Consider the following 12,447-nt stretch of genomic DNA (forward strand, 5'->3'; position numbering starts at 1 on the left):
TCACCTGTCGGCCCGACTTTGCCGAGGTAACGCGTTGAAGTCACGCGGTTTTGCCGCCGAAATAAGCAGTCCTCAGCCATTTTTTCAGGCACCTTCCCGGCTGTCCCCGGCAATTGCCCTTCCTCCATCCTTATCGTGCTGGCCCGGCCCTTGCTACCACCCGGGTGAGTCATGCACTCTCGCCGCATGGCCACGGAGACAAATCGGGATCTATGGCAGTCGCGTTTGACGAAATGAATATTCCCGGCGGGGACCTTCGCCCTGCCTATCAGGAGCTGGCACGCTGGCTCGAGGAGACGCCTCCCGAGGCGCTCGAATATCGCCGCCAGGAGGCCGAGCTCCTTTTCCGCCGCATCGGCATCACCTTCGCGGTCTATGGGGACTCCGAGTCCACCGAGCGTCTGATTCCCTTCGACGTGATCCCGCGGATCATGTCCGGCAAGGAATGGGCGCTCCTGGAGAAGGGCCTGAAGCAGCGCGTGCGCGCGCTCAACATGTTTCTGCGCGACATCTATCATGGCCGCGACATCCTGCGCGCAGAGATCGTGCCCGACGATCTGATCTTCCAGAACCCGGTCTTCCGCCCCGAGATGAACGGCCAGCAGGTGCCACACGACGTCTACGTGCACATCGCCGGCATCGACATCGTCCGGGTCGACGCCGAGGACTTCATCGTGCTGGAGGACAATGCACGCACGCCCTCCGGCGTGTCCTACATGCTGGAAAACCGCGAGATCATGATGCGGCTGTTTCCGGACCTGTTCGCCCGCCACAAGGTGGCGCCGGTCGAGCGCTATCCGGATGAGCTGCTCGCGGCCCTGCGCTCGGTCGCGCCACACGGCGCATCGAGCGAGCCGACGGTCGCCCTGCTCACGCCCGGCGTCTACAACTCTGCTTATTACGAGCACTCTTTCCTCGCCGACAAGCTCGGCATCGAGCTCGTGGAGGGGCGCGACCTCATCGTCAAGAACAACGAAGTGTTCATGCGCACGACCGAGGGAATGAAGCGGGTCGACGTGATCTACCGCCGTGTCGACGACGACTTCCTCGATCCCCTCACCTTCCGCCCCGACTCCGTACTCGGCGTGCCCGGGCTGATGTCGGCCTACGCGGCCGGCAACATCACGCTCGCCAACGCCGTCGGCACCGGCATCGCCGACGACAAGGCGATCTACTCCTACATGCCGGATATCGTGAAGTTCTATCTCGGCGAGGAGCCGATCCTGAAGAACGTCCCGACCTGGCGCTGCCGCGAGCCGAAGGATCTCGCCTATGTGCTGGACAACTTAAGCGATCTCGTTGTCAAGGAAGTGCACGGCTCCGGCGGCTACGGCATGCTGATCGGACCCGCCGCCACGAAGGCAACCATCGAAGCGTTCCGCGAAAAGCTCAAGCGCGAGCCGGAAGGCTTTATCGCGCAGCCGACGCTGGCACTCTCGACCTGCCCGACCTGCACGGCCTCGGGCCTCGCCCCGCGCCACGTGGACTTGCGGCCCTTCGTGCTCACCGGCAGCAAGAGCACGACCATCGTGCCGGGCGGGCTCACGCGCGTCGCGCTGAAGGAAGGCTCCCTGGTCGTGAATTCGAGCCAGGGCGGCGGCACCAAAGACACCTGGATCCTGGACGAGTAGACAGATGCTTTCGCGTACCGCCGAAAACCTCTACTGGCTCGCCCGCTATGTCGAACGGGCCGAATATCTCGCGCGCACCATCGATGCGACGCTGCGCGTCACCGCGCTACCCGCCGCCTATGTCGGAAAGACCAATGAATGGGACTCGGCGCTGCTCACCGCCGGCGTCGCCGCAAGCTTCTATCAGACCTACGAGGAAGCCAACGAGCACAACGTCGTCGACTTCCTCTCATTCTCGGCGGACAACCCGTCCTCGATCAGGAACTGCATCGAGGCGGCGCGGCTGAACTCGCGCTCGGTCCGCACTGCACTGACCAGCGAGATGTGGGACACCATCAACTCGGCCTGGATCGAGCTCCAGGCGGTGTGGAGCAAGGGCACCTCCACGCGCGAGGATCTCGCAAAATTCCTGCGCTTCGTGCAGGAGACCTCGCTGCGCTTCGACGGCTCGGCCTACCGGACCATGCTGCGCAACGACGCCTACTGGTTCTCTCGGATGGGCGTGCATCTGGAGCGCGCCGACAACACCGCGCGCATTCTCGACGTGAAGTACCACGTCCTATTGCCCGAGGAAGAGCAAGTCGGCGGCCCGCTCGACTTCTATCAGTGGAGCTCGATCCTGCGCTCGGTCTCGGCGCTGACGGCCTATCACTGGGTCTATCGCGAGACGCTGAAACCCTGGCTGATCGCCGATCTCCTGATCCTCAACGACACGCTGCCGCGCTCGCTGGCGAGCTGCTACGGCAACCTCGTGCGCAACCTCGACCAGATCGGCGTCGCCTATGGCCGCCAGGGTCCGGCCCAGCGCCACGCCCGCGGCATCCGCAACCGGCTCGAACACAGCAATATGAACGACATCTTCCAGCATGGCGTGCATGAATTCATTCAGGAATTCATCGCGGACAATTCCAGGCTGGGCGAAATCATCACGAGGCAGTATTTGATCTGATACACGCAGTCATTCCGGGGCGCCCGAAGGGCGAACCCGGAATCTCGAGATTCCGGGTTCGGTCCTGCGGACCGCCCCGGAATGACGGAATCAAAACACCATGCGCCTGCGAATCCAGCACACCACGACCTATCGCTACGAGCCGCCGGCCACCAGTGTGATCCAGGTCCTGCGCATGACGCCGTGCAGCCATGACGGGCAGTACGTGGCGGAATGGCAGATTGACGTCTCCACCGACACCAAGCTCGACACCCATGAGGACGCGTTCGGCAACGTCACCCACGTGCTGTCCTGCGGGCCCGTCGGCGACATCCAGATCACCGCCGAAGGCCTGATCGAGACCCACGACACCGGCGGCGTGCTGCGCGGGGCCGACGAGCGCTTTCCGGCCGGAATGTTTTTGCGCTCCACCGACCTCACCTCCGTCAATCCGGCGATGACAGCGGTTGCGCGCCAGCTGCGCAGCGGGGCCGAGAGCGACACGCTCGGCTTCCTGCATACGCTGATGACTGAGATCAGCGAGCACATGACGTTCGACGAGGACCCGACCAACAGTGGCACGTCGGCAGCGGAAGCCTTCACGCTCAAGCGCGGTGTCTGCCAGGACTATGCGCATATCTTCATTGCCTGTGCCCGCACCGGCGGCGTGCCGGCGCGCTTCGTCTCCGGCCACTTTTTGCGCTCGGACGGTGCGGTGCATCAGGACGCTGGCCACGCCTGGGCGGAAGCCTACGTGCCCGATCTCGGCTGGGTCGGCTTCGATCCCGCCAACAGCATCTGCACCACCGACGCCCATGTCCGCGTCGCGATCGGGCTCGACTATCTCGGCGCTGCCCCCGTGCGCGGCACCCGCTATGGCGGCGGCGCGGAGACGCTGACGGTCGCGGTCAAGGTCGAGCAGGCCGGCCGCGGCGGGCAATCGCAGTCGCAGCGGCAGAGCTAGGCGCAGCCGCATTCGCGAGGCGCTGCCGGCCGAATGCATGAGGCGTGCTATGATCGCGGAGTCAGATCAGACACGCGAGGTACCCCATGTCGACTGTAAAGTTGCTTTCGGACGATGAGCTCTCCGGCGAGGCGCGCGCCATTTTCGACGATATCCGCAAGGTGCGGCAGTCGGATTTCGTCAACAATTTCTGGCGCGCGCTGGCGCATGATCCGAAGACACTGCGGCGGACCTGGGAGAGCGTCAAGGAGGTGATGGCTCCGGGGGCGCTCGATCCCAAGATCAAGGAGATGCTCTATGTCGCGGTTTCGGTGGCACATGGCTGCAGCTACTGCATCCATTCGCACACCGCCAGCGCACGGGCCAAGGGCATGACCGAGGCCGAATATGGCGAGATGCTCGCCATCATCGGCATGGCCGCGGAGACGAACCGGTTGGTCACAGCGCTCGGTGTTCCCATCGACGAGGCGTTTCTCGTCGATGCCGCTGAATGAGGTCGGCAATCGCAGCAGCAGGCGCAACGGCAGAGCGAACCTGCCATTCGGGGGGCGCGCGTAGCGCGAACTATGATGCGCAATTGCGCATCTGAGAATCCATCGGGCCGCAGCGCAGGTGGTTAAATGGATTCCGGGCTCGCGACTTCGTCGCGCCCCGGAATGACGACCTCATCCCGGGAATCGGGGGTTGGAGCGGCCCCTGAAATTGGCTAGTAATTCCGCGCAAACGCGTTCGGGGACTGAAATGACCTATTGTTGCGGAATCCTGGTTCGGGACGGTCTGGTGATGATCGCCGATACCCGCACCAATGCCGGCCTCGACAACGTCTCGACCTTCCGCAAGCTGCACATCTTTTCCAAGCCCGGCGAGCGCATCATGGCGATCGCCAGCGCCGGCAACCTCGCCATCAGCCAGTCGGTGCTGTCCACCCTGACGGAAGGCCTCGAAGATCCCGACACGGGCGAGGTCGAGACGTTGATGAACGCGCCGACCATGTTCCAGGCCGCCCAGCGCATCGGCCGGGCGATCCGGGCCGTACATGCGACCGAGGGTCCGGCGCTGAAATCCGAGGACGTCTCCTTCGACGTCTCCTTCCTGTTCGGCGGCCAGATCAAGGGCGCACGCATGCGCCTGTTCATGGTCTACTCCGCCGGCAATTTCATCGAGTGCACGACCGACACGCCCTACCTGCAGATCGGCGAGCACAAATACGGCAAGCCGGTGCTCGACCGCGCCATGCATTACGACGTCGAGCTCTACGAGGCGTTGAAGACCGGCCTGATCTCGATGGACTCGACCATGCGTTCCAATCTCGGCGTCGGCCTTCCGATCGACGTGCTGGTGGTGCGCGCCGATGCTTGCGATGCCGATCTCAACCATCGCATCGAGGCGGGCGAGCCCTATTTCCACGACCTGCGCTCGCGCTGGTCGGCGGCCTTGCGCGCGGCACATCAGAACATCCCGCGGCCGCCCTACAAGAACGAAAAAGAATCCAAAACCTGACACTAAGAGAAAAGGCAGGAAACGATGAGTGAAGCGAAAAAGATCGCAGTGGTGACGGGCGCCGGCACCGGTGTCGGGCGCGCCGCCTCGCTGGCGCTGATGAACACCGGCTTCACCGTGGTGCTCGCTGGCCGCCGGCTCGACATGCTCGAGGAGACGGCAAAGCTGGGCCCCGCCGGAAAGAGCCTCTGCGTCTCCGCAGACATGACCGATCCGGCCTCGATCGCCGCCCTGTTCGCCAAGGTTGCACAGACCTACGGCCGGCTCGACGTGCTCTTCAACAATGCCGGCATGGGCGCACCGGCCGTGAACTTCGAGGACCTCAGCCTCGAACAGTGGCAGGCGGTGGTGAACACCAACCTCACCGGCCCGTTCCTGTGCACCCAGCATGCCTTCCGCATCATGAAGGACCAGACCCCGCGCGGCGGCCGCATCATCAACAATGGCTCGATCTCGGCGCATGCACCGCGGCCGTTCTCGGCGGCCTACACCTCGACCAAGCACGCCATCACGGGCCTGACCAAGGCGAGCAATCTTGACGGCCGCATGTACGACATCGCGGTCGGCCAGGTCGACATCGGCAATGCGGCGACACCCATGACCGACCGCATGGTCAACGGCCCCGGCGTGCTGCAGCCCGACGGCACGACCAAGCACGAACCGCGCATGGACGCCAAGGCGGTCGGCGATGCCGTTGCCTACATGGCCGGCCTGCCGCTCGACGCCAACGTGCTGTTCATGACGGTCATGGCGAGCAAGATGCCGTTCGTCGGACGGGGCTAACGACCTCGCCTCCCTCTCCTCGCTTGCGGGGAGAGGGGCTGACTCCATGCACAGTAGGCGTCAAGAGGGTTGTATCTGGTGTCGGCGGGCGGGGTGACGTGAAGTAAGTCCACGCGCCACCTCCACAATGGTCATTGCGGGCGCAGCGAAGCAATTCGGGTCGTCCGTCTCGTGCCCCGGACGCAGCGCGGCATGCAATGACGCGCTGCTGAGCCGGGGCCCATCTCTCTCCGACGTCACTCGCTGCAACGTGGGTCCCGGTTCTGCAGCGCATCGTTATACGCTGCGCTGCGCCCGGGACACGAGACCTTCCCCTACTCCAGCCTCTCCACCTGGCGCAGGCTCGGGAACAGCTTCATCCACAGCAGCGCCACCGCGACCGTGCAGACACCGCCGAGCACAGCGGCGGGCATGGCACCGAACAGCGCGGCTGTGAGCCCGCTCTCGAACTGACCGAGCTGGTTGGAGGCATTGATGAACAGGAAGTTCACCGCACCGACACGGCCGCGCATCTCGTCGGGCGTGGCGAGCTGCACCAGCGAGAAGCGGATCACGACGCTGATCGTGTCGGCCGCGCCGAGAACGGCGAGCGAGAGTACCGACAGCCACATCCAGGACGACAGCGCGAACACGATCGTTGCGACACCGAAAACGATCACGGCCTGGAACATGCGCAGGCCGACATGCCGCGAGATGGCGTGGCGCGCCAGCACCATGGTCATCAACAATGCGCCGGCCGCCGGCGCGGCGCGCAGCACGCCGAGCCCGACCGGACCGGTCTGGAGGATGTCGCGGGCATAGATCGGCAGCAGCGCGGTGACGCCGCCGAACAGCACGGCGAACAGATCGAGCGAGATGGTACCGAGGATCGCCGGACTTTCGCGGATGAAGCGGACGCCAGCGAAAATATTGTCCGAGTTCGTCCCCTCCTTGGCCACAGCCTGCGGACGCGGCCGGATGAAGCCAGTCAGGATCATCCCGAGAATCCAGAACAGCACCATCACGGCGTAGGCAAGATGCGGCGCGATCGCATAGGCAAAACCGCCGAGCGCCGGCCCCGTGATGGTCGCGACCTGCGCCGCGCCGCTGGACACGGCCGTGGCGCGCTGCAGCGACCCTTGCGGTGCGACCAGCGGCAGCAGCGCCGCGGTGGTCGGGCTCTCGAAGGCGCCGGCAATGCCGAGCACGAAGGTCGCGACGAAAATCTGGACTTCGCCGACCGCCCCAAGATAGGTGATGACAGCGACATAGAGCGCGGTCGCCGCTGCCACGAGCTGGCAGAGCTGAACCACGCGCTTGCGCTCGTAACGGTCGGCGGCGTGGCCGGCAACGAACACCAGCAGCGCGGTGGGCAGGAACTGCACGAGCCCGACCATGCCGAGGTCGAAGGCCGAACCGGTGAGATCGTAGATCTGCCAGCCGATCGCGACCGCCGCGATCTGGCTGGAAAAGCGCGACAGGCTGCGCGAGAGCAGGAAAAACAGGAAGGCGCGGTGGGTGAGGAGTTCGCGGGCGCTCACCGGCGGATTCGCCCGTAACGGCTGCGCCTCGCTTAGCTCTTGGCTTAGCTCCTGGCTTGGCTTTTGGCTCACCTCTTGGACCATCCGCGCCTGATATTGACGGTGCCCCGCGTGGCTGAGGCGGACCGGCTTGTCAACAGCGGGCGGCTCCGGTGACCTCAAGGCATTGCGTTTGCAATGCACGCGCGGCCATAATCATTGAGGGTTTGGGAACATCATGCTGCGGCTGCAATCGTCACTCGGCATTTTCGCATTGCTGCTGCTCGCCTTCGCGTTGGCAGAGAACCGCCGCGCCGTATCGCTGCGCCAGGCAGCGATCGGCCTCGTCGTGACCTTCGCCACTGCGATTGTCCTTTTAAAGCTGCCCGTCGTCGCGCACGCCTTCGGCGCCATCAATGACGCGGTCGGTGCGATCTCGGCGGCTTCGCGCGCCGGCTCCTCCTTCGTGTTCGGCTATGTCGGCGGCGGTACCCTGCCCTTCGACGTGAAGGTGCCCGGCGCCGATTTCATCCTGGCGTTCCAGGCGCTGCCGATCGTGCTGGTGATGAGCGTGCTGACGACGCTGCTGTTCTATTGGCGCGTGCTGCCGCCGGTCGTGCGCGGCATGGCCTGGCTGCTGGAGCGGACGCTGGGCGTCGGCGGCGCGGTCGGTCTCTCGACCGCCGCGAACATCTTCCTCGGCATGGTCGAGGCGCCGCTGTTCGTGCGGCCGTATCTCGCACAGATGACGCGGAGCGAACTGTTCCTGGTGATGACCGGCGGCATGGCCGGCATCGCCGGCACGGTGCTGGTGCTCTATGCGACGCTGCTGGCGCCGCTCGTTCCGGATGCCGCCGCGCATTTCGTCATTGCCTCCGTGCTGGGCGCGCCGGCCGCGATCCTCGTCAGCCTCATCATGGTGCCGGAGACGTCCGACAAGCGCACCGGCGGCGCGCTGGAAGATCCGGAGATGAACGTCTCCGGCACGATGGATGCCATTGTGAAAGGCACCACCGCGGGCCTCGAGCTATTGCTCAACATTGTCGCGATGCTGCTGGTGCTGGTAGCGCTGGTCTATCTCGTCAACGCCATGCTCGGCCTGTTGCCTGATATCGGCGGCGCCGCGATCTCGTTGCAGCGCCTGCTTGGCCTCGTGATGGCGCCGGTGTGCTGGCTGATGGGGTTGCCCTGGGATCAGGCCGTGACCGCCGGCAGCCTGATGGGCACCAAGACGGTGCTCAACGAACTGATCGCCTATGTCGACCTCTCAAAGCTGCCGCCCGACGCGCTCGATCCGCGCTCGCGCCTGATCATGCTCTACGCGATGTGCGGCTTCGCCAATTTCGCCAGCCTCGGCATCATGATCGGCGGCCTCGGCGTCATGGCCCCGGAGCGGCGCGAGGAGATCAACGCGCTCGGGCTGAAGTCGATCGTGTCGGGGACGCTCACGACGTGTTTGATGGGGGCGATCGTGGGGGGTGTTGAGTTAGCTCTCTCCCCGCCGTCATTCCGGGGCGCGACGAAGTCGCGAGCCCGGAATCCATTTCACCTCGCGTGATGCCGCCCGATGGATTCCGGGCTCGATGCTACGCATCGCCCCGGAATGACGGCGGGGGGGATGTGCGCCCTTCCTGACAGCGCCTACGCCTTCAATTCCACCGTCCTAAACTCCGCCGGCAGAATCACCTCCAGCAGCTCCACGTCATCAGAATAATCCAAAATCATATGCTTGATCTTCGGTGGCTGGGTCCAGGCGCTGCCTTCCTTCATCAAGGTCTCGCCCTGCCCCTCCATGTAGGTCTTCACCCAGCCCTTGAGCACATAGACCATCTGGAATTCGACGTCGTGGAAGTGCAGCTTCGACACCTCGGCCGGATCGCAGGGGCCCTGCAGGCGGATCACGTGGGCTTGCGCGAGGCCGTGGGTGGCGTCGGCAATGCCGAGGTCACGGTATTTCGCGTAGGCGCGCAGGCCGTCGGTTTTGAAATCCTCTTCGCGGTGGTGGCTGACGGCAATGCGCTGCTTGGGCCGCGCGGGCTTCTTGGTCGATGACTTTGCAGTTGTCGCGCGCGCCTTCGCCTTCACAGCTTTGCGCGCCGAAGATCGCGCCGCGGACTTGGTGCCGCTCCGCTTCTTCACCGCCGTTTGCGCTGCGCTGCGCGATTTCACCTTCTTGGCCATGGGCTGCCTCCCGTTGTTGTTGGGAGAGGCTAGCACAGAAACGAGAAATCGTAGACGCGTAGGATGGGTAGAGCCCTTGCGAAACCCATCATTCTTGCAACTTGCGACGGCGATGGGTTTCGCTTCGCTCTACCCATCCTACGTTCTCGCCTTCAATGCAGCCGGAATACACCCTCCACGGCGCGCAGCTCGGCCGGCTTGATCAGCCTGGAATGCGCCACGGTCACCGAGAACAGCGGGCCGTCGAGCTTCTCCTGCCAGAACGCCAGGAAGTCGGTCAGCGCCGGAAATTTCGGAAAGAGATCGTACTCCTGCCAGACGTAGGTCTGAAGCAGCGAGGGATGATCCGGCATCCGGTAGAGAATTTGTGCCGTCGTCAGCCCGTAACCCAGCACCTGTTTCCGGAAGTCGTCGGAAACACCCCCAACCCGCGAGACCATGCCAACCTCCTTTGCAGGAGCGCATATTCAGGGGGTGGCTTCGGTTCCCCGGGAGCCACCCGGAGGAGATGCGCTCACATGAGAGAAATGTGACGCAAACTGACAATTCATCTCAAGCCCAAAAGTTTAACAAGTTGTTGAAATTCAATGCGTTAGCAGCAGATGCGGCTCCCTGCTAATACGGCTCCGAAGGCCGGTTAACGATGGTAAAGAGATTCTGGCAGTCCGCGCTTCCGGGTGCTGATTTTTCTGCTAGAAGCCCTTGCCCCCGCAAAATTCCTGTCCTATTTCAGCCTCGCCTGCGCTAGCACTCGCGGGCATCGATTGCTAACGACTAAAAATCCCCAACTCGTGCAAATGCTTAGGAGGACTGCATGAAATTCCGTCCGCTTCACGACCGCGTCGTGGTCAAGCGTATCGACGCAGAAGAGAAGACCGCTGGCGGCATCATCATTCCCGACACTGCCAAGGAAAAGCCCTCCCAGGGTGAAGTCGTCGCCGTTGGCCCGGGTGGCCGCGACGAAGCCGGCAAGCTGATCCCGATCGACCTGAAGGTCGGCGACCGCGTGCTGTTCGGCAAGTGGTCCGGCACCGAAGTCAAGATCGACGGCGTCGATCTGCTGATCATGAAGGAAAGCGACATCATGGGCGTCCTCGACGTCCCCGCTTCCAAGAAGAAGGCGGCCTAAGAGCCCCCCTCTCCCTCCAGTCAAACACCTCAAGGAAAATTTCAGATGGCAGCCAAAGAAGTCAAATTCTCGGTTGAAGCGCGCGACAAGATGCTGCGCGGCGTCGACGTTCTCGCCAACGCGGTGAAGGTCACGCTCGGTCCGAAGGGCCGCAACGTCGTGCTCGACAAGTCGTTCGGCGCTCCCCGCATCACCAAGGACGGCGTCACCGTCGCCAAGGAGATCGAGCTCGACGACAAGTTCGAGAACATGGGCGCCCAGATGGTGCGCGAAGTCGCCTCCAAGTCCGCTGACGCGGCCGGCGACGGCACCACCACCGCCACCGTGCTGGCCCAGGCGATCGTGAAGGAAGGCGCCAAGTCGGTCGCCGCCGGCATGAACCCGATGGACCTCAAGCGCGGTATCGACCTCGCGGTCGAAGCCGTCGTGGCGGACCTGCAGAAGAACTCCAAGAAGGTCACCTCGAACGACGAGATCGCCCAGGTCGGCACCATCTCGGCCAACGGTGACGCGGAGATCGGCAAGTTCCTCGCCGACGCCATGAAGAAGGTCGGCAACGAGGGTGTCATCACCGTCGAGGAAGCCAAGTCGCTCGAGACCGAACTCGACGTCGTCGAGGGCATGCAGTTCGACCGCGGCTACATCTCGCCCTACTTCGTCACCAACGCCGACAAGATGCGCGTTGAGATGGACGACGCCTACATCCTCATCAACGAGAAGAAGCTCTCCTCGCTGAACGAGCTGCTCCCGCTGCTCGAGGCCGTGGTGCAGACCGGCAAGCCGCTGGTCATCGTCGCCGAGGACGTCGAAGGCGAAGCGCTCGCGACCCTGGTCGTGAACCGTCTCCGCGGCGGCCTGAAGGTCGCGGCCGTCAAGGCTCCGGGCTTCGGCGATCGCCGCAAGGCCATGCTGCAGGACATCGCGATCCTGACCGGCGGCCAGGCGATCTCGGAAGACCTCGGCATCAAGCTCGAGAACGTCACGCTCAACATGCTCGGTCGCGCCAAGAAGGTGATGATCGACAAGGAGAACACCACGATCGTCAACGGCGCCGGCAAGAAGGCCGACATCGAGGCGCGCGTGGCCCAGATCAAGGCGCAGATCGAGGAGACCACCTCGGACTACGACCGTGAGAAGCTCCAGGAGCGTCTTGCCAAGCTCGCGGGCGGCGTCGCGGTGATCCGCGTCGGCGGTGCAACCGAGGTCGAGGTGAAGGAGCGCAAGGATCGCGTTGATGACGCGATGCACGCAACCCGCGCCGCGGTCGAGGAAGGCATCGTCCCGGGCGGCGGCGTCGCCCTGCTCCGTGCCTCCGAGCAGCTCAAGGGCCTGCGCACCAAGAACGACGACCAGAAGACCGGCGTCGAGATCGTGCGCAAGGCGCTGTCGGCTCCCGCTCGCCAGATCGCGATCAACGCCGGTGAAGACGGTTCGGTGATCGTCGGCAAGATCCTGGAGAACAAGACCTACTCCTACGGCTTCGACTCCCAGACCGGCGAGTACGTCAATCTCGTCACCAAGGGCATCATCGACCCGACCAAGGTGGTCCGTACCGCGATCCAGAACGCAGCCTCGGTTGCGGCTCTCCTGATCACCACGGAAGCCATGGTCGCCGAGCTGCCCAAGAAGGGCGGCGCCGGTCCGGCGATGCCCCCGGGCGGCGGCATGGGCGGCATGGACTTCTAAGGTCCGGTCACCTCAAGGACTACGAAACCCCGGCAGCAATGCCGGGGTTTTTGTTGTGTGCCGAGTATGAGCGACAGCTTGGAGGTGGAAGTCCTCTATCCAGCCTGATGGCGGTGAAGGATTAGCGAAGCGCAAGGGCGTCATCG

General features: G+C 64.0%; 11 protein-coding genes and 1 pseudogene. 9 read left to right on the forward strand and 3 right to left on the reverse strand.

Features of this window, described 5'->3' with window-relative positions:
* Positions 1-212 precede the first annotated feature (212 nt).
* The 6 genes from AC629_RS04335 (at position 213) to AC629_RS04360 (ending at position 5,806) form a co-directional block, all read left to right on the forward strand.
* Positions 213-1,631 (forward strand): circularly permuted type 2 ATP-grasp protein, encoded by a 1,419-nt coding sequence (locus tag AC629_RS04335; RefSeq protein WP_084803545.1) that lies wholly within the window; start codon positions 213-215, stop codon positions 1,629-1,631.
* A 4-nt stretch (positions 1,632-1,635) separates the two neighbouring features.
* On the forward strand, positions 1,636-2,580 hold the full coding sequence (locus AC629_RS04340) for an alpha-E domain-containing protein (RefSeq protein ID WP_084803546.1): 945 nt from the start codon (positions 1,636-1,638) through the stop codon (positions 2,578-2,580).
* A 100-nt stretch (positions 2,581-2,680) separates the two neighbouring features.
* Complete coding sequence (locus AC629_RS04345) at positions 2,681-3,523, forward strand: transglutaminase family protein (protein WP_084803547.1); 843 nt, start codon at positions 2,681-2,683, stop codon at positions 3,521-3,523.
* An 86-nt stretch (positions 3,524-3,609) separates the two neighbouring features.
* Positions 3,610-4,017, forward strand: a complete 408-nt coding sequence (locus AC629_RS04350; protein ID WP_084803548.1) for a carboxymuconolactone decarboxylase family protein — start codon at positions 3,610-3,612, stop codon at positions 4,015-4,017.
* 247 nt (positions 4,018-4,264) lie between these two features.
* Positions 4,265-5,023, forward strand: a complete 759-nt coding sequence (locus AC629_RS04355) for a proteasome-type protease (protein ID WP_084803549.1) — start codon at positions 4,265-4,267, stop codon at positions 5,021-5,023.
* Positions 5,024-5,047: 24 nt separating this feature from the next.
* A complete protein-coding gene (locus tag AC629_RS04360; protein ID WP_084803550.1) occupies positions 5,048-5,806 on the forward strand; it encodes an SDR family oxidoreductase in 759 nt (252 codons plus the stop codon).
* Between the two features lie 314 nt (positions 5,807-6,120).
* Here AC629_RS04360 and AC629_RS04365 read toward each other — a convergent pair whose 3' ends face one another.
* Complete coding sequence (locus AC629_RS04365) at positions 6,121-7,410, reverse strand: MFS transporter (RefSeq protein ID WP_084803551.1); 1,290 nt, start codon at positions 7,408-7,410, stop codon at positions 6,121-6,123.
* A gap of 133 nt (positions 7,411-7,543) precedes the next feature.
* On the opposite strand from AC629_RS04365, the pseudogene AC629_RS04370 reads away from it, so the two are divergent.
* A pseudogene (locus AC629_RS04370) lies at positions 7,544-8,782 on the forward strand (NupC/NupG family nucleoside CNT transporter); the annotation flags it as partial.
* A 164-nt stretch (positions 8,783-8,946) separates the two neighbouring features.
* Here AC629_RS04370 and AC629_RS04375 read toward each other — a convergent pair.
* Together AC629_RS04375 and AC629_RS04380 are read right to left on the reverse strand one after the other, a co-directional pair.
* A complete protein-coding gene (locus tag AC629_RS04375; protein ID WP_084803552.1) occupies positions 8,947-9,486 on the reverse strand; it encodes a cupin domain-containing protein in 540 nt (179 codons plus the stop codon).
* A 152-nt stretch (positions 9,487-9,638) separates the two neighbouring features.
* Positions 9,639-9,926, reverse strand: a complete 288-nt coding sequence (locus AC629_RS04380) for an usg protein (protein WP_084803553.1) — start codon at positions 9,924-9,926, stop codon at positions 9,639-9,641.
* A 374-nt stretch (positions 9,927-10,300) separates the two neighbouring features.
* Here AC629_RS04380 and AC629_RS04385 point away from each other — a divergent pair, with 374 nt between their 5' ends.
* Positions 10,301-10,615 (forward strand): co-chaperone GroES, encoded by a 315-nt coding sequence (locus AC629_RS04385; protein WP_014494241.1) that lies wholly within the window; start codon positions 10,301-10,303, stop codon positions 10,613-10,615.
* 45 nt (positions 10,616-10,660) lie between these two features.
* Complete coding sequence (gene groL, locus AC629_RS04390; RefSeq protein ID WP_084803554.1) at positions 10,661-12,301, forward strand: chaperonin GroEL; 1,641 nt, start codon at positions 10,661-10,663, stop codon at positions 12,299-12,301.
* Positions 12,302-12,447 lie beyond the last annotated feature (146 nt).

It is taken from the genome of Bradyrhizobium sp. NAS80.1, assembly GCF_001908205.1.
Taxonomy (GTDB): Bacteria; Pseudomonadota; Alphaproteobacteria; order Rhizobiales; family Xanthobacteraceae; genus Bradyrhizobium.